This window comes from Ralstonia sp. AU12-08 (assembly GCF_000442475.1).
GTDB classification, from domain to species: Bacteria; Pseudomonadota; Gammaproteobacteria; order Burkholderiales; family Burkholderiaceae; genus Ralstonia; species Ralstonia insidiosa.
Window position 1 is genome coordinate 260877 of record NZ_ASZV01000003.1, and the last position, 20782, is coordinate 281658.

Sequence of the window (20782 nt, forward strand, 5' to 3'; positions counted from 1 at the left end):
ACTGGGCGAACTTGTTATGACGAGTTCGTACCCAGATGACGACGTCCCCACCCTCCACCCGCCTGCACGCGCCGCCGCTCTATGAACGGATCAAGGGCGCGCTGCGTGAGGCCATCCTTAGCGGGCAAGCCGCGCCCGATACGCTGCTGCCATCCGAAGCCGCCCTGTGCGAGCAGTTTGGCGCCAGCCGCATCACCGTGCGCCAGGCCCTGGCGGATCTGCAGAACGAAGGGCTGATCTTCCGCCGCCATGGCAAGGGCACCTTTGTCAGCGCGCCGAAGGCGTTCCAGAACGTGACGGCGCTGCAGGGCTTTGCGGAAGCGATGTCCGCGCAAGGGCACAACATCCACAACCGCGTACTGCGGTTGGAGACGGTGCCCGCGCCGATGGATGTAGCGCAGGCGCTGCAGCTTGCACCCGGCACACCCGTCACCGAATTGCATCGCGTGCGATTGCTGGACCGCGCGGCGGTATCGCTGGAAGTGACGTGGCTGCCGGAGGCACTTGGGCGCGTGGTGGCCCGTGCAGATCTGGCAACGCGCGACGTGTTTCTTGTGCTGGAGCAGGACGCAGGCGTGCCGCTGGGCCACGCCACGCTGGCCATTGATGCGGCGCTGGCGGATCACGCAACCGCGGCGGCACTCGACGTGGGTGCAGCCGCGCCCATCCTGCGCGTGGAGCGGCTGACGCACGACGCGCATGGCAAACCCATCGACTTTGAGCGCCTCTACTTTCGCGGTGACACCTTCCAGTACCGGCTACGGCTGGACCGGCACGTGGCCGCATCGGCGCAAACCATCTTCCCCTCGCAAGGCACCGTATGAACACGCAGGAACTGGAGTACGACCTCGTCATCGTGGGCGGCGGCACCGCCGGCCCCATGGCGGCGATCAAGGCAAAAGAGCGCAACCCCGCGCTGCGCGTGCTGCTGATCGACAAGGCGCACGTCAAGCGCAGCGGCGCCATCTCGATGGGCATGGACGGGCTGAACAACGCGGTCATTCCCGGCCACGCCACGCCCGAGCAATACACGCGCGAGATCACGCTGGCCAATGACGGCATCGTCGATCAATCCGCGGTGTATGCCTACGCGCAGCACAGCTTTGCCACCATCGAGCAACTCGACCGCTGGGGCGTGAAGTTCGAGAAGGATGAGACCGGCGACTACGCCGTCAAGAAGGTGCACCACATGGGCAGTTACGTGCTGCCCATGCCCGAGGGGCACGACATCAAGAAGGTGTTGTATCGGCAGCTCAAGCGTGCGCGGGTGGAAATCACCAACCGCATCGTCGTCACGCGTGTGCTGACGGATGCCGATGGCGCAGCGTGCGGTGTGCTCGGTTTTGATTGCCGCACGGCAGACTTCCTCGTGGTGCGCGCGAAGGCCGTGGTGTTGAGCTGCGGTGCGGCCGGGCGGCTCGGGCTGCCCGCATCGGGCTACCTGATGGGCACATACGAGAACCCCACCAACGCGGGCGATGGCTATGCGATGGCGTACCACGCCGGTGCAGAACTCGCCAACCTGGAATGCTTCCAGATCAACCCGCTCATCAAGGATTACAACGGCCCAGCCTGCGCCTACGTGACCGGCCCACTGGGCGGCTTCACCGCCAACGCGCGCGGCGAGTGCTTCATCCAGTGCGACTACTGGAGCGGTCAGATGATGTGGGAGTTCTATCAGGAGTTGCAGGGCGGCAAGGGGCCGGTCTTCCTCAAGCTCGACCACCTGGCGGAAGAAATCATCCAGACCATCGAGACCATCCTGCACACCAACGAGCGCCCGAGCCGCGGCCGCTTCCACGCCGGGCGCGGCACGGACTACCGCACGCAGATGGTGGAGATGCACATCTCGGAAATCGGCTTCTGCAGCGGGCACAGCGCATCGGGTGTGTATGTGAATGCGCGCGCAGAGACGACGGTGCCTGGTCTCTACTCCGCCGGTGACATGGCCGCCGTGCCGCACAACTACATGCTGGGCGCGTTCACCTACGGCTGGTTTGCGGGGCAGAACGCGGCGGACTACATCGCCGGCCGGCCAGGCGACGTGCGTGTCGACGACGAGCAGATCGCCCGCGAGCGCGCGCGCATCTTCGCGCCGCTGCAACGCGAACACGGACTCGCCCCGGCCCAGGTGGAATACAAGCTGCGCCGCATGGTGAACGACTACCTGCAGCCGCCCAAGGTCACCCGCAAGATGGAAATCGGCCTGCGCCGCTTCGACGAGATTGCCGAAGACATCACGCACCTGCACGCACGCAACCCGCACGAACTGATGCGCGCCATGGAAGTCAGCTTCATCCGCGACTGCGCAGAGATGGCCGCACGTGCCTCGCTCTTCCGCACGGAAAGCCGTTGGGGCCTGTACCACCACCGCGTGGACTATCCCGGGCGCGACGACGCCAACTGGTTCTGCCACACGCGCCTCTACAAAGATGCGCACGGCGCCATGACCAGTCGCAAGCAGGCCGTTGAGCCCTACGTCATCCCCGTCGACGTGCGCGGCACCGATTCCTACGCGCACCTGCGCATCCCCCAGGCAGCCTGATCATGTCTCACGCCCCACTCTCGTTTCATACGCCTCACGACATCACCTCGCGCAGCAGCGCGCCCGTCACCATTGACGAAGCCAAGTGCATTGCCGACAAGGGCTGCACGGTGTGCGTGGATGTCTGCCCGCTCGACCTGCTCGCCATTGATCTCACCAAGGGCAAGGCGTTCATGCAGTTTGACGAATGCTGGTACTGCATGCCCTGCGAACAGGACTGCCCGACCGGCGCGGTAAAGGTCGACATTCCCTATCTGCTGCGTTGAGGTGGCGATGACGACAACAATCCTGGCGCGCCTGCGCGACGCTGATGCCGCCACACGACGCGTCGCCCTCTTGCAGCTTGCCGATGAGGAAGACGCCGATGCGCTGCCCGACGTGATTGCCCTGCTTGCGGATGACCCAGCGCCCGAGGTTCGGCTGGAAGCCGCGCGCATCCTCTCGACTTGGGAACAGCCCGACACCGTGGCCGCACTCGCGCGTGCATTGGAAGACGTTGATGCCGCTGTGCGTGATGCGGCAGCGCTCGGCCTGGGTGAACTGAAGTCGCCCGACTCTGCGCCCGCACTGCTGCCCTACGTCGACCATGCGAGTGGCTTCGTGCGCGCAGCCGCCCTGCGTGGCTTGCGAGAACTGCGCGTGCCTGAGAGCGAGGCGCCCGCACTGCATGCCTTGCAGGACGCTGATGCCACTGTGCGCCGCGAAGCGGTGGCCGTGCTCGGTTGGCGCAAGCATGCGGCCGCGCTCCCTGCCCTGGCAGAACGCGCCCGCCATGATGACGACGCGCAAGTGCGACGCGCAGCTGCAGGTGCGCTTGGCCTTGCGACGGATGCATCCGTGCTACCCGCGCTGCTCGATGCGCTGCGCGACACCACCTGGCGCGTGCGAGAGGAAAGCGCCAGCACGCTCGGCAAGTTGCGCGCGCTGGCTCCCGAGGCGCACGTCACGCAAGCCTTGGCCGATGCGCTGGCGGATGACTACTGGCAAGTCCGTCTGCAAGCCGCTCGCGCACTTGGCCGTTGGCGCGCTGCGCATGCCGTTGATGCACTCGCCACGCTGTTCGCTCACCCCATCAGCAATCTGCGCAAGGAAGCGGCGTTGGCGCTGGGTGAGATCGGCGAAGCCGCTGCCCTGCCCGCCCTGCGCAACGCAGAAAGCGATGGGGACCCGGAAGTCGTTAAGGCCGTGCGGATTGCGCTGGCACAGATCGAGGGTGCCCGTGCAGCCACCTGAGCGCATCGACAACGACATCGCAAAGGGCGCATTGCGGCTGCATTGGAAAGAGGCAGCCATCACGCTCGACCACGTTGCGTTGCGTGAAGCCTGCCGATGTGCCGAATGCCAGTTCAAGCGCCATCACGGCACGTCGATCAGCGCGCCGGCCGATGTGCGCATCACCGCCATTGCGCCTGTGGGTTACGGCGTGCAACTGGTCTTCAACGATGGGCATGCGCGCGGCATCTATCCATGGGCCTACTTGGTCGAGTTGACTGCCACGGCAATAGGCTGACGCAGCTGCGCCTATGCACATGCAATCTTGTTCGTTCCTTCGCGCACGTGCGGTCCGTAGCATCGACCGCACAACACCCAACTCGCTGGAGGAATCATGCAAACCCAATCGCCTCATACCATCCCATCGTCTGGCCGACGACGCTGGCTTGCCGCGCTGCTGGGTGCCGGCCTTGCGCTGAGCGCGGGCCTCACCCAAGCCGCCGACCCGGCCGGCACGGTACGCATCGGTTTTCAGAAGGCAGGGCTGCTGGCCGTGCTCAAAGCGCAGGGCTCGCTCGACAAACCACTGGGAGACCTCGGCTACAAGGTCGAGTGGAAGGAATTCCCCGCCGGGCCGCAACTGCTGGAGGCACTGAACACGGGTAGCATCGACTTCGGCTATACCGGTGCGCCGCCGGCCGTGTTTGCGCAGGCGGCAGGTGCACGCCTCGTCTACGTGGGTGCAGAGCCCGGCGGCAAGACCAACGAGGCGCTGTTCGTGCTCGACGGCTCGCCCGCGCACAGCGTGGCCGACCTGAAGGGCAAGCGCATTGCGCTGCAGAAGGGCTCCAGCTCGCACTACCTGCTGGTGCAGTTGCTCAAGCGCGCCAACCTGACGGTGCAGGATGTGCAGCCGATCTACCTGCCGCCCGCCGAGGCACGTGCCGCCTTCGAGAGCGGCGCCGTCGATGCGTGGGTCGTGTGGGACCCGTACTACGCGCTGGCGCAGAAAGCGCTGAAGACGCGCACGCTGGGCGATTTCAGCGAGGTGCCGACCTCCAACTTCTACGAGGCCACGCCGGAGTTTGTGAAAGCGCATCCGCGCGCGGTGAATGCCATCCTGGCGCAGTTGCGCATCTCGGGCCTGTGGGTGAATCAGCACCCGCAGGAGACGGCGGCGCTGCTGGCGCCCAAGCTCGGTATTGAACAACCCGTGGTGGAAACTTGGCTGCGGCGCGTGCCTTACGGCGTAACGCCCATCACGCCGGAAATCGTGGCGTCACAGCAGCAGATTGCCGACCTGTTCCTGCAGCAGAAGCTGATTCCCAAAGCCGTGAATGTGCAGAGTGCGGTCTGGCAAGCGAGCTTCCCGGTTGCGGGGTTGTAAGCCGGTTGCCGGATGCAGTGCTAAGGTGCGGCACAAACACATGAACGGAGCCGCACCGTGGCCTCGAGAATTCCGCTTCTGGCAACGCTCTTCGCGCTGTGCATGGCTGGCACGGCCTGCGCGGCAGACGTCACCGTTCTGAGCGCGGGCGCGTTCCGGCCTGTGCTCGATGCGTTGGCGCCTTCGCTGGAACGCACGGGCGATCTCCACCTGATCATCTCCAACGGCACGGCGGGCGAACTGGCCAAGCGCATCCAGGGCGGCGAGGCTTTCGACGTGGCCATCCTGCCGGAGCCCTTGGCGAAAACGCTCAGTGCGTCGAGCAATCTGGCACCGACGCTCAGCAACGTGGCGCGCGTCGGCATTGGCGTTGCCGTGCCCGAGGGCGCGCCCAAGCCGGATATCTCGACGGTCGATGAGTTCAAGCAGACTTTGCTGGCGGCACCATCGGTGGCGTATCTGGACCCGGCGGCGGGCGGGTCGTCGGGCATCTATCTATCGAAGCTGTTTGAGACGCTGGGCATTGCGCAGGCGATTGCGCCGAAGGCGGTGCTGGTTCACGGCGGGCTGGTGGGCGCCCGGCTCGTCGATGGCAAAGCGGCGCTGGCCGTGCATCAAGTCAGCGAATTGCTCGCGGTGCCGCACATCCAGTACGTCGGACCGTTGCCTGCAGCCATTCAGAACTACACGGTGTATGCCGCCGGCGTGAGTGCCCATGTGAAGAACCTTGCGGGTGCGCAGGCATTGCTACAGGCGCTGCACAGTGAGGCGGCTGCCGCCCTACTCGAGCGCAAAGGCATGGAGCCGGCCGCAGCGCAGTGAGCGCAGGCGGCCAGCGCACTCACATCAGAAGTTGCCGAAGCGGCCAATCCAAGCCGCAGCGCCCTTGGTGTGTCCCTTGAGGGCGGCATCCAGCTCGGTGCGGGTGAGCCCGCTGGGCAGCGCGTCGGGCGCCAAGTCGGTGGCGATCAGCAGGAAGATGTAATGGTGCATGCCCGAGCCCTTGGGAGGGCACGGCCCCAGGTAGGCTGGGTCGCCAAAGGTATTCTGGCCCATGCGCAGGGCATCGCTTGTAGCGGCGCCTTCGCGCAACTCGGTCTGCGTGGCGGGAATGCCGTAGGTCAACCAATGGTTCGCACCTTGGCCGAGTTGGCCCTGCGGATCACTCACGATCAACGCCAGACTCTTGGTGCCGGCCGGCAGGTTGGACCAGCTCAGCGCCGGCGAGATGTTCTCGCCCGTGCAATTCTGGTTGGCGGGGTTCTTGCCGGCGTACTTGCGGTCGATGACGCCGTTGTCGGCAAACGCGGACGACTGAAGGGTGAAGGCGTTGGTCTCGGCATGCGCAGCAGGCGCGGCCGACAGGCATGCAAACAAAAACAGCCCGGCGCTGAGCGGCGCGCGGAGCATACGTAGTGCCACGATGGATCTCCTTGAGAGGTTTGTTCTCCGAAAAGCGCCAAGACGATACGCCAACACCCGCGACACGCCTACCGCGCGCGACACATCATCACAGGTAGCGCACGCAGCGTACCGTCAGAGTCCCGTGCGACAATAACCGCCCTCCGGCGAAGCTCTCGCCCTCGCAGCTTTTGCCTCACCTGACCATAGGAGACCCGGGCGCATGTTCGGCGACATCACGCGTTTTCTGCTCGACACGATCTTCTCGCTCTTTGGCGCCGCGCTGTTGATACGCGCCTGGACGCAGGCGGTGCGGCTGTCACCGCGCAATCCGCTGTCGCAGGCCATCTTTCAACTGACGGGCTGGCTGGTGCATCCGCTGCGCCGGGTGATTCCGGCCACGGGCTACATCGATTGGTCATCGCTGGTGGCAGCCTATGCCACCGCGCTCGTGTATCTGTTCCTGCTGCTGGCCTCCGTGGGCGTGAGCCCGATGGCGCTCCTGCCATGGGGCTTTGTGGCAGCGCTGTTCACCGTGCTCAAGTGGGCGTTCAACGTGCTGGTATGGGTGACCATTGCGTCGGCCATCCTGTCGTGGATGGGCCCGGCATCGCCCATGGGCGCGGTGCTCAATACGCTGGTTGACCCGCTGCTGCGCCCGATCCGCCGCGTGGTGCCGCCGCTGGGCGGGCGGCTGGATCTCTCTCCGCTGATCCTGCTTGTGATTGCGCAGGTGCTGGTGATCGCGCTGTCGCACCTGTCCCTTTCGCCGCTGTTCATGTGAAAACCTATTCACAATCCTACTGCGCAGCCCGATCTTGGCCCTGCGATGCTCACCGTACACATGTACGGTTGCGCTTCTCGGGTCAACCTCGAGCCGCTCGCTACGGATCGTGAACAGGTTCTGAGCGCGGCACGCGCCTTGCTCGACTGAAGGTGCCAGCGCACGCACTGCGCCGGCCCTATCAGGAGAGCACACATGAACACCTGGAAAACGGCGCTGATTTGCGTGATTGCGGCACTGGCCCCGGCATTGGCGGCATGCACCGTAGGCGGTGCAGTGGCGGGCGGCGTAGCAGGCCATGAGCTGACACACAGCCCGGCCGGCACGATCGGCGGCGCAGTGGCCGGCGGTGTGATCGGCCACGAGCTGAGCAAGTAGCCGGTCCCGCCCATCCCTTCTCTCTTCAGGTTTGCGCGAACAGCGCGCGATATGCGCTGGGCGAGGTGTGATACGTCCGGCTGAAATGCTGGCGCAACGACACCGCACTGCCGAAGCCTGCCAGTTGTGCAATCGCTTCCACCGGCTGGCGTGTGGTCTCCAGCATGCGCTGCGCATAGGCCAGGCGCTGGCCGAGCAGCCATTGGCCGACGGTCGCGCCAGTCAGCTCACGAAAGCGTCGCGTGAAATTGCGTCGGCTCATCGCGGCGCGTTCAGCCAGCGAATCCAGCGTGTGCGGCTCAGCCAGGTTGGCAACGGCCCAGTTCAGCAGATCGGATAAGCGATCACCGCCCGGTGCATCGTGCAGCGGTTGCTCAATGTATTGCGCCTGCCCGCCCTGCCGATGCGGCGCCACCACCAGCCGCCGCGCAATGCGGTTGGCCACCTCTGCACCATGCCAGCGGCGCACGAGATGCAGGCAGCAATCCAGCCCCGCAGCCGTACCGGCAGATGTCACCAGCCGGCCTGCATCGGCATCCAGATACAGCACATCGGGTACAAGCTTCACGCGCGGATAACGCTGCGAGAACGCCTCGACCGCGCTCCAGTGCGTGGTCGCCTCGCGGCCGTCAAGCACGCCGGCCTCCGCCAGCACGAACGCCCCCAGGCATAGGCCGACCACCGTGGCGCCCCGCTCATACGCAGCGCGCACGGCGTTCACCATGGGTGCGGGCGGGCGCTCGTCTGTGTCGCGCCATGACGGCACGATCAGCACGTCAGCGCGGGCCGCATCTTCCAGCGTCAGGTCAGTCTGTACAGCAAATCCAGCCGTGGTGCGCAGGCCGCCTTTCCTGGTCGGCTCACCCGCGCAGATGCGCAGGTTGTAGGCGGGCAGCCCCGCCCAGATGCGGTCTTCGAATACCAGGCACGGCACGGAGAGGTGAAACGGACTGATGTCGTTGAAGGCCAGAACGGCAATTTCCCGGGGTTGCATGGCGTATCCATTCGCTTTGGCCCAATTTCATCGATGAATGTCTTCCGGGCCACTGTCGGGAAGGATAGCCATGCACGAAGATGCTGTCCACGGGCACAACACAACGCCCCAGACAGCAAATCCCGAAATCCACTCCGAGGAGTCCGCCATGACCGCAAACGCCACCCCCAAGCGCGCCCTGATCGTCATCGATGTGCAGAACGAGTACTTCACCGGCGGCCTGCCGATCGAGTACCCGAACCCGCAGCAAACTGTCGCCAATATCGGCGTTGCCATGGATACGGCGCGTGAGGCCGGCATTCCGGTGATCGTCGTACAGCAGACCTCGCCCGCCAGCTCGCCGCTGTTTGCCATTGACACGGACGGCTGGCAACTGCACCCGGTGGTGGCCTCGCGTCCGCACGACCACTACGTGAGCAAGACGCTGCCGAGTGCATACCCGGAAACCGATCTGGCGCAATGGCTGCAAACCAACGGCATCGACACATTGACCGTGGTCGGCTACATGACGCACAACTGCGATGCCTCCACCATCAACCATGCGCTACACAACGGCACGGCAGTGGAGTTCTTGCACGATGCCTCGGGGTCGGTGCCGTATCAGAACCAGGCCGGCTTTGCGAGTGCCGAAGAGATCCATCGCGTATTCAGCGTGGTGCTGCAATCGCGCTTTGCGGCGGTGATGTCGACCCAGGATTGGGTGCAGAGCGTGAAGACCGGTGCGGTGCCGGTGCGCGACAACATCTACAAGTCCAATCAGCGGGCGCGTGGTCTGCTGAAGGATGATGTGGCGCAGAAGGCAGCCTGATCGCGCGACGTTGTCGACAGAATAAACACCTCGCCTTGCGCGGGGTGTTCGCGCTCAGCCGGCCACACCCTCTTCGGCCGGCAGAAACCCCCGGAAAGAGACTTCGACCTGCTCCACCATCGACGCCGAGGTGGCTTCGCGCAGGGCTGCCATCAGCGCCTCGAATGCGCCTTCCACAGACGCGCGGTCGGTGGCCTCGACCAGGCGCTGGCGGATCGGATGCTCGGCCGAGCTGAACGTGCGCGCCGCAATGTCCATGAGGTACATGCGTGCCGCAGCCAGCGATCGCTTGCGATTGGGCGCGGCGGGCTTGGGCGGCTCGGGCTGGGGTTCGGCAACCGGAACCAAGGCAGGCTCACCTGCAACATCGGCCGCAATTTGAATGAAACCCGCCTGCAGCAGTTCGAGCACGGCCTGCGCTTGCAGACCCAGTTGGCTCGCACGCACGGCAAGATCCTCGCCCGTGGCCTGGCCGTCCACCATGATGAGCAACGCGCGGCTTGAGCGGCTGAGCGCGCCGTTGCGCGTGGCGATCTCACGGCGCCCCGCGTCTGTCTTTTCGAATCGTGCTGATAGCGCTTGCATGGTTTCCCCCCGTTTTTTCTCTTCCTCCTCCGAAGATTGGGCACAACCTAAGGCGCTTTATTTGCAGAACCGTGAAACTGCGCAGCGTGCACGGTGAAATCGTTAAGCAAACGCTTGCGCTCAGATTGGTGTCGCCAAAGCAAAACACCCCGCCTGAAGCGGGGTGTTGCGTGGTTGCGGGTTGCGTTACTCAGTGCGCTGCAGCGGCGCCGCTCATCACCTCATGCGAACCACGGATGCCGTTGAACCATGCGTTGAGCACCACTGCCACCAGCGTGCCCAGGACGATGCCGCTGTGGGTAATCGGGTGCGTCCATTCCGGGAAGTGGTGGAAGAAGGTCGGCGCCAGCGTCGGCACCATGCCAAAGCCCACCGACACGGCGATGATCAGCAGGTTATGGCGCTGGTTCTGGAAATCCACCATGCCCAGCATGCGGATACCGGCCGCGGCCACCATGCCGAACATCACCAGCCCCGCGCCACCCAGCACGTACTGCGGCACGGATGCCACCACGTACGACAGCTTCGGAAAGAGCCCCAGCACGATCAGCAGCACACCGCCCGCTGCCGCCACGTAGCGCGAACGCACGCCCGTGATCGACACCAGCCCGATGTTCTGCGAGAACGACGTATGCGGGAACGTGTTGAACACACCGGCCACCACCGTCGCCAGACCGTCAGCGCGCAGGCCGTTGGTCAGCTCGTTGCGCGAGATGGGCTTGCCCACCACGTGCGACAGCGCGAGGAACATGCCGGTTGATTCCACCAGCGTGATCAAGATCACGATGCACATCGAAATGATGGCCGACAGTTCGAACTTGGGCATGCCGAAGTGGAACGGCGTCACCAGCGTCATCAGCGGCGCGGCGCTGGCATCGGCCAGCGACACCTTGCCGAAAGCGGCGGCCACCAGCGTACCCGCCACGATGCCCAGCAGCACAGCGATATTGCACAGCAGCGCGTTACCGAACTTGGTCAGCAGCAGGATCGTCACCAGCACCAGCGCGGCAATCGCCAGGCCAAACGGGTCGCCAAAGGCCGGGTTCGGCACCATGTGTTTCACACCGTCCACCACCTGCGGAATCATCTGCTGGCCACCGGCGGCCCAGTTGATGCCCACGCTCAGCAGCGAAAAGCCGATCAGCATGATGACCGTGCCCGTCACCACACGCGGGAACAGGCCCAGCAGCCGCCCCATCAGCGGTGCAATGGCAATGCCGAACACACCCGAGACGATGGATGCTCCAAAGATGCCGGGCAGCCCCATGCCGGGTTCCACACCGATGGCGATCATCGGTGCCACGGCGGCAAACGTCACCCCCATCATCACCGGCAGCCGGATCCCGAAGATCAGGAAGCCGAGCGACTGGATGAGCGTGCCGATACCGGCTGCAAACAGGTCGCAATTGACGAGATACGAAAGATCGCTCTTCGACAGGCCGAGCGCATTGCCGACAATCAGCGGCACCGCAATCGCACCGGCATACATCACCAGCAGGTGCTGCAAGCCGAGTGCAAACAGGCGCGGCAGCGGCAGGCGTTCGTTGACAGGATCGACGCAGGTCGAGGACGACGGCGAGGGAAGGCCGGGGGATTGGCGCATTGTCTTGTCTCCTGGGGCCACTCCCGTGTACGTGCCGGGAGCGTGCCTGGTGTGCATCGAGCGGACCGGGCACGGGCCCCGTCTGCCGACATTTGCGCGACGTGATGTCGCACATTTGCCGGCATCTTGGAGCGCGCTCCGGCTTATGTCAACAATTGCTATCGTCTTTTGTGTACATATTTTGCGTTCCGAAATGCGAGTGCGCTTCGAACATCGCCACACCCTGGTAGGTCACGCCGGAGTCGAATCGCTGGCGGTACAGGATGGCGCATCGCAGCATGCCGTTGTCGGCCACCACGGGCGTGAGATCATAGGTGCCGCGCCCAAACGGGCTACCACCGTGGCAGGTGGCGCCAATATCGGGCTGGTAGTGCCGGATCAGCAGCGTCGCGCGCAGCCCGCTGGCTTGCACTTCCAGGCTGCCGATCAGACGCAGGGTGCCGCCCTGCCAAACCATGTCCAACGTGCCGCTCACGCAGCCTACGGGCCCGCATCCGCCAACCACGGTGGGCGTTGTAAACACGCCGCGACACCCGAGCGCCGTCTGCTGGCGCAGGGTCAGGTCGGCCTGATCGATCACGGCGTAGTGGTAGTCCCCGGCGTTGCCGCCCACCGCTAACGTTTGCGCGCCCATGCGCACGGTGCCGCGCGTCCAGCGCCCGTGCATGTAACCGCGGTGGTGATGGAGATCCGCCAGCTCGGCGGTGTCGCCAATCAGCTGGTAGTCGTTGATGCCGATGATGGCACCCGAACGCAGTTGCGCCAGCCGAGCAGCGCTACCGCTGACCTGCCGCGCCCCGTTGCCCAGCATGAAGCGGGGTGGCGCACTACGATGGGCAGGCAATGACTCTGTGGCAAACGTGACAACCCGGGCGTCGGGCAGAAGAACAGCCTGCCCACTCGCCGCCGGTTTCTGACAACCTGTCAAATTGTTGGCGGTCCCCTTTTTTTATGCGCATCGTGCGCATCCGTAACATCGGTTTGCCCAGCCAAGTGATGAGATGAATCCATTGTGGTCCTTGAGGAAGGTTGAACTGCCGCGACTCCGTAGCGGAATGTGCTGCGCAGCGCGCCTCAGCGAGGCGGATTCAGCCTAGGCAGTGGCTCACCCAAAGTTCAAGAAACAACACAACTTCATATTCCTTGATATTCAAACGGGCTCCCTCAACTGCGGGACTCGTCCATCCCCAGCGATGCCATGAAGAACCCTCACTATGATCCGGCCAAGCCTCACCACACGCCGGATGGCTTCCGCAACCGCTATCCCCATCCGCGCCCCGGCGGGGATTTCTGGAAATGGCAACGCGAGCGCCGCAAGTCAGGGCTCCCCAAACCGCCCACACTGGACCTCGCCTGCATTGCCCCCAACCTGAGCGCGGTACACCAGCCGCCTGACGTGCCGCAGCTCACCTGGATCGGCCATGAAACGCTGCTGCTGCAGATTGACGGGCTCAACGTGCTGACAGACCCGGTGTTCTCCAAGCGCGCCTCACCGCTGCCGTTTGCCGGCCCGCGCCGCCACCAGCCGCCGGGCCTGTCGCTCAAGCAGTTGCCGCATATCGACCTGGTGCTGATCTCGCACAACCACTACGACCATCTGGACCGTGCCAGCGTGCGTGCGCTGATGCGTCAGCCGGGCGGCGCACCGATGTTTTTCGTGCCGCTGGGCATCGACCACTGGTTTGCGCGCAACGTGCGCGGCACGCGCCTATCAGGTGACAAGCCCAACGTGCGCGCCTTCGACTGGGACGATGAAGCACACTTCGGCCCCTTCACCGCGCACTTCTGCGCCGTGCAGCATTGGTCCGCACGTGGCCTGTACGACCGCAACCAGACGCTATGGGGCAGTTGGGCACTGCTGCATCCGCGCCTGCGCTTCTGGTTCTCGGGCGATCTGGGGTATTCGCAAGACACGCGCGACATCGGCACACGCTTCGGCCACTTTGATGTGGCGGCGATTGCCGTGGGCGCGTACGAGCCACGCTGGTTCATGAAGGCCCAGCACATCGACCCGACCGAGGCGGTGCAGGTCATGCAGGACATCGGTGCGCGGCAGGCGGTGGGCATCCACTGGGGCACGTTCGCGCTGACGGACGAACCGTTGGACCAGCCCATCGCCGATCTGGCCAACGCATTGAAGGTTGCCGACGTGCCCGCAGAACGCTTCGTCCTCTTCAAGCATGGCGAGACGCGCGTATGGGATGCAGCGGCCCAACGCCTTGTCACCGCATTACCCAAAGAAAAAGCGCGGCCGCGAGATGACTCGCTGGCCGCGCAATAAGACTTTGGCAGGGAAAGCTCGGAACTACGCCGGCATCAGGTCGGCGTCGGCAGCCATGCACGATCACGCAGACGAGCGCGGATGCGTGCGATGGCCTGGCTGTGGATCTGGCACACGCGCGATTCCGACACGCCCATCACGGCGCCGATTTCGCGCAGGTTCAGATCCTGCTCGTAGTAGAGGCTCATCATGAGCTTCTCACGCTCGGGCAGGCCTTCGATGGCGGCCACCACCGATTCGCGCAAGTCGTGGTCCAGCAACTGGTCCAGCGGCGTCAAATCGTTCTCGGCGGCGCGGTTCTCGATGAAGGCGTCGGCGTCTTCGCGGTCGAAATCTTCGTAGTACAGCAGCTGGCTGCCTTGCAGGTCGACCAGTTGCTTCTGGTAGTCGGCCAGCGACATATTCAGCGCAGCGGCAATTTCCGTTTCCGTGGGCGCGCGGCCCTTCTGCTGCTGCAGCTTCTGGATCGCCTGCTCGATCGTGCGGGCGCTGCGGCGCAGGCCGCGCGGCAGCCAATCGGAGCCACGCAGCTCGTCCAGGATCGCGCCGCGAATGCGCTGGGCCGCGTAGAACTCGAACTGCACGCCCTGTGTTTCTTCATAGCGCGACAGTGCATCGAGCAAACCCATCATGCCGGCCTGGATCAGATCGTCGAGTTCGACGCTGGCCGGCAGCTTCACCATCATCTGGTTGGCAATGCGGCGTACCAGCGGTGCATACGTCGCCATCTCGTCGGACTTGGTCTTGCGACCGGTTGCGGTGTACATATCCATGCCTGCCTTTGGCGCTTCGTTCATGGTGCGCCTCAATAAACCATCTCGGCCGCGCGCGCGGTAGCGCGGGGCGTCAGGATCGACGTTGTTTGTGCCGCCTCATGGGCCGCCGCATCCGGCGCAGCCTGAGTCGGTTCTTGCGCCGATACCGTCACCCGCGACGCCGCCGTGCTACCAGCGACATCAGCGGCCTGGGCCTCGGCGCTGGCCCAGCTCAGCATCTCTTCGGCAAGCTGGCGGAAGGCCATGGCCGAAGGCGATGCGGGAAACGCGCTCGCCACGGGCTTGCCGAGCGAGAGCGCCAGTTCTACGTGCCGGTCTTCCGGCAGATAACCGGCAAAGTCGATCCGGGTGTTCAGATACTGCCCCACCGTGTTGGCCAGGTTGCCGAACACGCGCACGGCGGAGTCGACCGAATGCGCACCGCACACCACAGTGCGGATGCCGGCGCCGCTACCTTGCAGCACAGCGGTTTTCTTGAGCAGCGTGTACGCGCTCTTGATGCCTTCCGGACCGTCGGTGAAGGTCAGCAGTACGTCATCGCAAGCCTCGGCCACGGTGGCGAGCGCGCGGGTACCGAAATGCGCGGCCACTAGCGTCACGTCCGCCTTGTCGTCGTACTGTTCGAGCATGCCCGCCACAGCCAGCATGGTCTGCGCGCTCACCACGGCGGCGTCGCGGCCCATGGCGGACAGCGCAATGCGCAGGTTGTCGACAAAGTCATCCACCTGCTCTTGCTCGCCGATCACCAGCACGCGGCGGCTGGCTGCCTGACCGAGCATGCGGCGCAGCCCGGCGGCTTGATCCTTGGCGAAAGGTGTGGTCATGCTCGCCCCCTTGTTCAGGCGAAATCGAAAGCGGCCAGGCCCGGTTCGCGGCTGCGTGCGGCGCCTTGCGCCACCAGCAGCGATTCATCTGAATCCAGCGCGAACGACGATTGCTCGGCACTTGCACGGAAGCTGCGGTGGATCAGCAGCTTCTTGTTCGGTACTGCAATGTCCTCCGGCACACGCTGGCCGTACGACACGTAGTGCAGCGGCAGGCGGCGGCGGATCATCACGTCCATGGCGTGGCCCACCGATGCAGCCTCGTCGATCTTGGTCAGAATGCAGCCGGCCAGGTTGGCATCGCGGTAGGCGCTCACCACTTCGTCGAGCGTCTTACCGTTGCTTGCCGCGTTCAGCAGCAGCAGGCGTTTGATCGACGGGCCCACGGCGTGCAGCATCGCCATCTGTTCAGACACCGCGCGATCGCGCTGGCTCATGCCGATGGTGTCGATCAGCACGACGTGTTTCTCACGCAGATCATTGAGCGCCAGGCTCAGGTCTTGCGCGTCTTTCACGGCATGCACCGAGACGCCCAGGATCTTGCCGTAGATGCGCAGCTGTTCGTGGCCGCCGATCCGGTAGCTGTCGGTCGACAGCAGTGCCACGCGCGACGCACCGTGGCGCAGCACGAAGCGCGCAGCCAGCTTGGCGGTGGTGGTGGTCTTGCCCACACCCGTCGGGCCCATCAGGGCAAACACGCCGCCCTGGTCGAGCAGGCTGTTTTCATCCGACACGGTGGTCAGGTTCTTTTCAATGGCGCGCTGCACGAAGTCCAGCGCACCTTCATACGTGTCGTGCTGCGGCATGTTCTCGAGCACGTAGCGTGTGAGCTGTGCCGAGAAACCCGCGTTCAGCATGGTCTGGAACAGGCGCGTGCGCACCGGATCGCCCAGCTTCACACCCAGCGAGGCCAGGCTCGACATGGCGTCGGTCAACGTGCTCTTGAGCGTTTCGATCTCGCCCACCATGCGGCGGGTCATGGCGTCGGTTTCCGCCTTGATGTCGGCCTTGATGGCCGAGCGCTGCAGGCTCACGTCTTCGCGCGGGGTGTCCGGTTTGGCCATCGAATCCTCCATGCGGACGAAGATGTCGGCCGGGTTGGCGCTCTCAACTTGCGGTTGCGGGCGGGCAATCTGCTGCTCGGCAGCGCGCGTAGCGCGTGCCTGGGCTTCCACACGCTCGGCAAACGAGCGCAGCGTGGTCGGCTGGTCATCCTGCTCACGCTGCGATTCACGGCGGGCGGCCGTGCGCTTGATCGGCTCGACGGGTTCGTCTTCCGGCACCACGGTGCGGCGGGCGATGAACTGGGCCGTGCTGGCCAGCGTCTGGGCGGCATCTTCGTTGGCGCGATCCAGCGACAGGCCTGCCAGCATGCGGGTGGAGGCCACCAGCGGGTCCACACCCAGCAGCGTTTCCGATGCGCCGAGCTCCACGTCGTCATCCACGCGGGCTTGCAGCTTGCGGCCAGCGGCCGGCTCAGCCAGCGCGTCTTCCTGCACCGGGGCTTGCACGGCAGCGCGGCGCGCAGCGGTAAAGCGGTTGCGCAGGCGGGCCAGCGCGTTGGGTGCGGCCGAGGCTTCTGCTGGGGCCGAGGCCGACACCTGCATTTGCACTTGCGGCTCGGCAGGCGCCTGGGCGGCAACCTCGGCCACCGGTGCGGGCTCGGGAATTGGAGCCGGCATGCTCGGGCGGCGTTGTGCGGCCTTCGGTGCGGTCGAGTGCGTATCGACCAGCGCATCCAGGTGCGTATCGGAGGCGGCGATGACCTCGATGCCGCCCGGCACGGCGCGGTTCGAGAGGATCAGCGCGTCGTCGCCCAACTGGTCGCGCACTTTACGCAACACGTCGCGCGACGTCAGTCCGGTGAATCGATGCATTTTCATGCGCGGCCTCCAAGCATGGCGACAACCTTAATCGTTCGGTGATCTGGAATTTCAGCGTGTGACAGCACGCGCAGGCTGGGTGCGGCACGCTTGAACAAGCGGGCCAGCATGGGGCGCAGCGCGGGCGGTACGAGCAGGACGCCCGTCTGGCCCATCTGTTCGTATTGACGTGACGAATCCGCAGCCGCTTGCATGAGCGAATCAGCCAGTTGCGGTTCGATCGGGCCGGCTGAGCCGGCATGTGCGCCAACGATGCTTTGCAGCAAGATGTTCTCCAGATTCGGGTCGAGCGTGACGACCTGCATTTCGTTCTTGGCCGGAAACAGGTGCTGGGCGATTGCCCGGCCCAGCGCGATCCGCACGGCGGCGGTGAGTTCGGCGGGGTCTTGCGTCCTGCCTCCGTGCTCCGCCAGCGTCTCGACGATGGTGCGGATGTCGCGGATGTGCAGGCCTTCGTCCAGCAGGTTCTGCAGCACCTTCTGCACGGTCGCGACGGGCAACAGCTTGGGCACAACGTCTTCGACCAGCTTCGGTGCTTCCTTGGCCAAATGATCGAGCAACTGCTGCACTTCCAAACGGCCGAGAAGCTCGGTGCTATGGGTGTAAATCAACTGATTGACGTGCGTGGCGATGACCGTGCTGCAATCGACCACGGTATAGCCCTCGGCCTGCGCGCGATCGCGCACATCGGCGGTGATCCACATGGCCGGCAGGCCGAAGGTCGGGTCCACGGTGGGGGTGCCCGGCAGTTGCGTGCCCAAGCGTTCGCCATGCCCGTCCTGACCGCCCGGGTTGATGGCCAGGAACTTGCCCTGCTGCACCTCGCCCTGCCCGATTTCCACGCCCTTGAGCGTGATGCGGTACGACGACGGGCCTAGCTCCAGGTTGTCGCGAATGTGCACAACCGGCGCCAGAAAGCCCATGTCCTGCGTGAATTTCTTGCGGATGCCCTTGATGCGGCGCAGCAGCTCGCCGTCCTGGCTCTTGTCGACCAGCGGGATCAGGCGGTAGCCGATCTCCAGACCCAGCACGTCGACCCACGACACGTCGTCCCAGCTCGCTTCCGGCGTATCGACCGGGGCAATAGCCTGCAGCACCGGTTCCGGCTCGGGAATCTCGCGGCGCTTCTTCAGGTACCAGCCCAGATAACCCAGGCCGCCGCCAAACAGGATGAACGGGATGTGCGGCATGCCCGGCACCAGGCCCAGCAGGCCGATCACGCCGGCGGTGGTCATCAGCACCATCGGCATGGCAAACAACTCGCTCGACAGTTGCTGGCCGACGTCCTTGTCGGTGGACACGCGGCTGACCATGATGCCCGCCGCGGTGGAGATCACCAGCGCGGGAATCTGCGCAACCAGGCCGTCGCCAATGGTCAGCAGCGTGTAGTTGGTGGCCGCGTGGCCGATGTCCATGTTGTGCTGGAGCACGCCCACGGCCAGGCCACCGATGATGTTGATCAGCAGAATGGCGATACCCGCCACCGAGTCGCCACGCACGAACTTGCTAGCACCGTCCATGGAACCGAAGAATTCGGCTTCCTGTGCGATGGTCGTGCGGCGCTTGCGGGCTTCGTCTTCACGGATCAGGCCGGCGTTCAGGTCGGCGTCAATCGCCATCTGCTTGCCGGGCATGGCATCGAGCGTGAAGCGCGCGCTGACCTCGGCAATCCGGCCCGCGCCCTTGCTGATCACCATGAAGTTGATGATCACCAGGATGACGAACAGCACGATGCCGACGGTGTAGTTGCCGCCCACCAGGAAGTGGCCGAACGCCTCGATCACCTTGCCGGCGGCGTCGGGGCCGGTGTGGCCTTCCATCAGCACCACGCGGGTGGAGGCCACGTTAAGCGACAGCCGCATCAGCGTGGTGATCAGCAGGATGCTGGGGAACGACGAGAAATCCAGCGGCCGCAGCGTGTGCATGCTGATCAGCAGCACCATGATCGACAGCGCGATGTTGAACGTGAACAGCAAGTCCAGGATGAACGGCGGCAGCGGCAGCACCATCATCGCCAGGATCAGGATGATCAGCACCGGGCCGGCGGCGGAGCGGTAGTCGCCCTGGCGCAGGAAGCTGGAGACTCGGAGCAGTGCGGCGTTCATCTGGACGGGTGTGCCAACGTCGGGGCGGCGGGGGGCTTTTCGATGGGTGCCATCTTGCCGGGGGAGACACCAAATCGAAGAAGCGAGAAAGCCGCCCAAAAGGCGGCTTTTCTTTGAAATACCCTCCCATCGGGGGGTGTGCTTATGCCCCTTCCTGCCGCCTAGCAGGGTGCGGCGTGCGCGGCAGCAGACTTCCATGCAGAATCGCGTACCCAAATGGGCTGTGCCAATCCTGTCCCTGAACCCGCACCCCCTGCGATACCCTCGCAGTGCAGCAGCGGCCTGGCTGTATGTGTTCCATGCCGCCAGGGGCGCTGGGTATGGGACTTGCAAATCATCCTGAAACGCCCGCCCACCAGACCCGGATCCACGCACGCCGCACAAAGGCGGTGCATTGGCCGGTGCGTGGATGCACCAACCCGATCATAGGCAACGTTCAATGAAGCGCCCCACATCTGCACTACTGGACATACACGATTGTTTGCCCGACGGGCCGTTCATGCGATGAGCGGCGCCATGGACCATCAGCTTCATCACGCAAGCGGCACCGTTGCGGCAAGCAGCCCCCATGCAGCCGGACACACGATGCTTGAGGACATCTATGGCATGGCCGTCGGCATGATGTTTATCGTGACGGGGGTGGTGTTGCTCAGCGCGGCCGGACTCGTGACCGGTGGCATTGCCGGGATCGCGTTGCTCGTGTCGTATGTCGCGCCGTTGTCGGTCGGCACCATTTTCACGTTGGTCAACGTGCCGTTTTTCGTGTTTGCCTATTTCGTGATGGGCCCGCGTTTTGCCATCAAGTCGACGCTGGCCAGTTGTGGCATCACCCTCCTGCTCGCGTTGACGCGGCAGGCCTTGCACATCGATTTTGAGAGCCCGCTGTTTGCAGCGCTGGTGGGCGGAACGCTCAACGGCATGGGGGTGTTGGCGCTCGCCCGGCATGGCTCCGGCGTTGGCGGCACGGGCGTTCTGACGCTCTGGCTGCAACGCGCGCATGGGATCAATGCGGGGATCGTGCAGGTGGCCATCGATTCGATGATTCTGCTGACATCGACCCTGGTGATCCCGACTGGCCGCGCGGGATGGTCGGCGCTGAGCGCGGTTGCCATGAGCGCGATGGTGATCGCATGGCACCGCCCGGGTCGATATAACGTCGTGGTGCGGTAGCGCCCGTCGGGGCCTCACCGGCGGAAGCATCAACGCTGGGATTGCC

General features: G+C 64.8%; 21 protein-coding genes. 12 read left to right on the forward strand and 9 right to left on the reverse strand.

The window, feature by feature from the left end; translation table 11 throughout:
* The first annotated feature begins 35 nt into the window (after nucleotides 1-35).
* The 7 genes from C404_RS32250 (at nucleotide 36) to C404_RS32280 (ending at nucleotide 5966) form a co-directional block, all read left to right on the forward strand.
* Nucleotides 36-824, forward strand: a complete 789-nt coding sequence (locus C404_RS32250) for a GntR family transcriptional regulator (protein ID WP_021192809.1) — start codon at nucleotides 36-38, stop codon at nucleotides 822-824.
* Nucleotides 821-2545 carry a fumarate reductase/succinate dehydrogenase flavoprotein subunit gene (locus C404_RS32255; protein WP_021192810.1) on the forward strand — a complete coding sequence of 575 codons (1725 nt, stop codon included), beginning with the start codon at nucleotides 821-823 and terminating at the stop codon, nucleotides 2543-2545. The genes C404_RS32250 and C404_RS32255 overlap by 4 nt, the downstream gene beginning before the upstream one ends.
* A 2-nt stretch (nucleotides 2546-2547) precedes the next feature.
* Nucleotides 2548-2811, forward strand: a complete 264-nt coding sequence (locus C404_RS32260) for a 4Fe-4S dicluster domain-containing protein (protein WP_021192811.1) — start codon at nucleotides 2548-2550, stop codon at nucleotides 2809-2811.
* A gap of 7 nt (nucleotides 2812-2818) precedes the next feature.
* Complete coding sequence (locus tag C404_RS32265; protein WP_021192812.1) at nucleotides 2819-3778, forward strand: HEAT repeat domain-containing protein; 960 nt, start codon at nucleotides 2819-2821, stop codon at nucleotides 3776-3778.
* Complete coding sequence (locus C404_RS32270; RefSeq protein ID WP_031328737.1) at nucleotides 3765-4055, forward strand: DUF971 domain-containing protein; 291 nt, start codon at nucleotides 3765-3767, stop codon at nucleotides 4053-4055. The genes C404_RS32265 and C404_RS32270 overlap by 14 nt, the downstream gene beginning before the upstream one ends.
* A gap of 96 nt (nucleotides 4056-4151) precedes the next feature.
* Nucleotides 4152-5144: a sulfonate ABC transporter substrate-binding protein gene (locus tag C404_RS32275; protein ID WP_021192814.1), complete on the forward strand. Its 993-nt coding sequence runs from the start codon at nucleotides 4152-4154 to the stop codon at nucleotides 5142-5144.
* 57 nt (nucleotides 5145-5201) lie between these two features.
* On the forward strand, nucleotides 5202-5966 hold the full coding sequence (locus C404_RS32280; protein ID WP_052027458.1) for a molybdate ABC transporter substrate-binding protein: 765 nt from the start codon (nucleotides 5202-5204) through the stop codon (nucleotides 5964-5966).
* 24 nt (nucleotides 5967-5990) lie between these two features.
* On the opposite strand, the gene C404_RS32285 is transcribed toward C404_RS32280, so the two are convergent.
* On the reverse strand, nucleotides 5991-6566 hold the full coding sequence (locus C404_RS32285; RefSeq protein ID WP_232317451.1) for a YbhB/YbcL family Raf kinase inhibitor-like protein: 576 nt from the start codon (nucleotides 6564-6566) through the stop codon (nucleotides 5991-5993).
* A 202-nt stretch (nucleotides 6567-6768) separates the two neighbouring features.
* Here C404_RS32285 and C404_RS32290 point away from each other — a divergent pair, with 202 nt between their 5' ends.
* Entirely contained in the window at nucleotides 6769-7329 is a 561-nt protein-coding gene (locus C404_RS32290) for a YggT family protein (RefSeq protein WP_021192817.1), read from the forward strand.
* A gap of 195 nt (nucleotides 7330-7524) precedes the next feature.
* Complete coding sequence (locus C404_RS32295) at nucleotides 7525-7707, forward strand: glycine zipper 2TM domain-containing protein (protein WP_021192818.1); 183 nt, start codon at nucleotides 7525-7527, stop codon at nucleotides 7705-7707.
* A 25-nt stretch (nucleotides 7708-7732) separates the two neighbouring features.
* Here C404_RS32295 and C404_RS32300 read toward each other — a convergent pair whose 3' ends face one another.
* Entirely contained in the window at nucleotides 7733-8701 is a 969-nt protein-coding gene (locus C404_RS32300) for a GlxA family transcriptional regulator (RefSeq protein WP_021192819.1), read from the reverse strand.
* Between the two features lie 148 nt (nucleotides 8702-8849).
* On the opposite strand from C404_RS32300, the gene C404_RS32305 reads away from it, so the two are divergent.
* Nucleotides 8850-9509 carry a cysteine hydrolase family protein gene (locus C404_RS32305; RefSeq protein ID WP_021192820.1) on the forward strand — a complete coding sequence of 220 codons (660 nt, stop codon included), beginning with the start codon at nucleotides 8850-8852 and terminating at the stop codon, nucleotides 9507-9509.
* Nucleotides 9510-9563: 54 nt separating this feature from the next.
* On the opposite strand, the gene C404_RS32310 is transcribed toward C404_RS32305, so the two are convergent.
* The 3 genes from C404_RS32310 to C404_RS32320 form a co-directional block, all read right to left on the reverse strand.
* Nucleotides 9564-10094: a hypothetical protein gene (locus C404_RS32310; protein WP_021192821.1), complete on the reverse strand. Its 531-nt coding sequence runs from the start codon at nucleotides 10092-10094 to the stop codon at nucleotides 9564-9566.
* Nucleotides 10095-10284: 190 nt separating this feature from the next.
* Nucleotides 10285-11697 carry a nucleobase:cation symporter-2 family protein gene (locus C404_RS32315; RefSeq protein ID WP_021192822.1) on the reverse strand — a complete coding sequence of 471 codons (1413 nt, stop codon included), beginning with the start codon at nucleotides 11695-11697 and terminating at the stop codon, nucleotides 10285-10287.
* 148 nt (nucleotides 11698-11845) lie between these two features.
* Nucleotides 11846-12508 carry a hypothetical protein gene (locus C404_RS32320; protein ID WP_021192823.1) on the reverse strand — a complete coding sequence of 221 codons (663 nt, stop codon included), beginning with the start codon at nucleotides 12506-12508 and terminating at the stop codon, nucleotides 11846-11848.
* A gap of 387 nt (nucleotides 12509-12895) precedes the next feature.
* On the opposite strand from C404_RS32320, the gene C404_RS32325 reads away from it, so the two are divergent.
* The gene (locus C404_RS32325) at nucleotides 12896-13978 is read left to right on the forward strand and encodes an MBL fold metallo-hydrolase (RefSeq protein ID WP_021192824.1); all 1083 of its coding nucleotides are present in this window, start codon (nucleotides 12896-12898) and stop codon (nucleotides 13976-13978) included.
* Nucleotides 13979-14013: 35 nt separating this feature from the next.
* Here C404_RS32325 and C404_RS32330 read toward each other — a convergent pair whose 3' ends face one another.
* Genes C404_RS32330 through flhA form a run of 4 tightly spaced genes read right to left on the reverse strand, consistent with a single transcriptional unit; the run spans nucleotide 14014 to nucleotide 19566 of the window.
* Nucleotides 14014-14775, reverse strand: coding sequence for an RNA polymerase sigma factor FliA (locus C404_RS32330; protein ID WP_021192825.1), 762 nt, complete (start codon nucleotides 14773-14775; stop codon nucleotides 14014-14016).
* A gap of 8 nt (nucleotides 14776-14783) precedes the next feature.
* Nucleotides 14784-15578, reverse strand: a complete 795-nt coding sequence (locus C404_RS32335; protein WP_021192826.1) for a MinD/ParA family ATP-binding protein — start codon at nucleotides 15576-15578, stop codon at nucleotides 14784-14786.
* Between the two features lie 14 nt (nucleotides 15579-15592).
* Nucleotides 15593-17461, reverse strand: a complete 1869-nt coding sequence (gene flhF, locus C404_RS32340; protein ID WP_021192827.1) for a flagellar biosynthesis protein FlhF — start codon at nucleotides 17459-17461, stop codon at nucleotides 15593-15595.
* Nucleotides 17458-19566 (reverse strand): flagellar biosynthesis protein FlhA, encoded by a 2109-nt coding sequence (gene flhA / locus C404_RS32345; protein WP_021192828.1) that lies wholly within the window; start codon nucleotides 19564-19566, stop codon nucleotides 17458-17460. The genes flhF and flhA overlap by 4 nt, the downstream gene beginning before the upstream one ends.
* Before the next feature lie 516 nt (nucleotides 19567-20082).
* On the opposite strand from flhA, the gene C404_RS32350 reads away from it, so the two are divergent.
* Complete coding sequence (locus tag C404_RS32350) at nucleotides 20083-20736, forward strand: YitT family protein (protein WP_021192829.1); 654 nt, start codon at nucleotides 20083-20085, stop codon at nucleotides 20734-20736.
* Nucleotides 20737-20782 lie beyond the last annotated feature (46 nt).

Coding starts and splice junctions, on each gene's coding strand:
- C404_RS32250 (WP_021192809.1), top strand. CDS start 36: ATGACGACGTCCCCACCCTCCACCCGCCTGCACGCGCCGCCGCTCTAT.
- C404_RS32255 (WP_021192810.1), top strand. CDS start 821: ATGAACACGCAGGAACTGGAGTACGACCTCGTCATCGTGGGCGGCGGC.
- C404_RS32260 (WP_021192811.1), top strand. CDS start 2,548: ATGTCTCACGCCCCACTCTCGTTTCATACGCCTCACGACATCACCTCG.
- C404_RS32265 (WP_021192812.1), top strand. CDS start 2,819: ATGACGACAACAATCCTGGCGCGCCTGCGCGACGCTGATGCCGCCACA.
- C404_RS32275 (WP_021192814.1), top strand. CDS start 4,152: ATGCAAACCCAATCGCCTCATACCATCCCATCGTCTGGCCGACGACGC.
- C404_RS32290 (WP_021192817.1), top strand. CDS start 6,769: ATGTTCGGCGACATCACGCGTTTTCTGCTCGACACGATCTTCTCGCTC.
- C404_RS32295 (WP_021192818.1), top strand. CDS start 7,525: ATGAACACCTGGAAAACGGCGCTGATTTGCGTGATTGCGGCACTGGCC.
- C404_RS32300 (WP_021192819.1), bottom strand. CDS start 8,701: ATGCAACCCCGGGAAATTGCCGTTCTGGCCTTCAACGACATCAGTCCG.
- C404_RS32305 (WP_021192820.1), top strand. CDS start 8,850: ATGACCGCAAACGCCACCCCCAAGCGCGCCCTGATCGTCATCGATGTG.
- C404_RS32310 (WP_021192821.1), bottom strand. CDS start 10,094: ATGCAAGCGCTATCAGCACGATTCGAAAAGACAGACGCGGGGCGCCGT.
- C404_RS32315 (WP_021192822.1), bottom strand. CDS start 11,697: ATGCGCCAATCCCCCGGCCTTCCCTCGCCGTCGTCCTCGACCTGCGTC.
- C404_RS32320 (WP_021192823.1), bottom strand. CDS start 12,508: ATGCTGGGCAACGGGGCGCGGCAGGTCAGCGGTAGCGCTGCTCGGCTG.
- C404_RS32325 (WP_021192824.1), top strand. CDS start 12,896: ATGAAGAACCCTCACTATGATCCGGCCAAGCCTCACCACACGCCGGAT.
- C404_RS32330 (WP_021192825.1), bottom strand. CDS start 14,775: ATGAACGAAGCGCCAAAGGCAGGCATGGATATGTACACCGCAACCGGT.
- C404_RS32335 (WP_021192826.1), bottom strand. CDS start 15,578: ATGACCACACCTTTCGCCAAGGATCAAGCCGCCGGGCTGCGCCGCATG.
- flhF (WP_021192827.1), bottom strand. CDS start 17,461: ATGAAAATGCATCGATTCACCGGACTGACGTCGCGCGACGTGTTGCGT.
- flhA (WP_021192828.1), bottom strand. CDS start 19,566: ATGAACGCCGCACTGCTCCGAGTCTCCAGCTTCCTGCGCCAGGGCGAC.
- C404_RS32350 (WP_021192829.1), top strand. CDS start 20,083: ATGGACCATCAGCTTCATCACGCAAGCGGCACCGTTGCGGCAAGCAGC.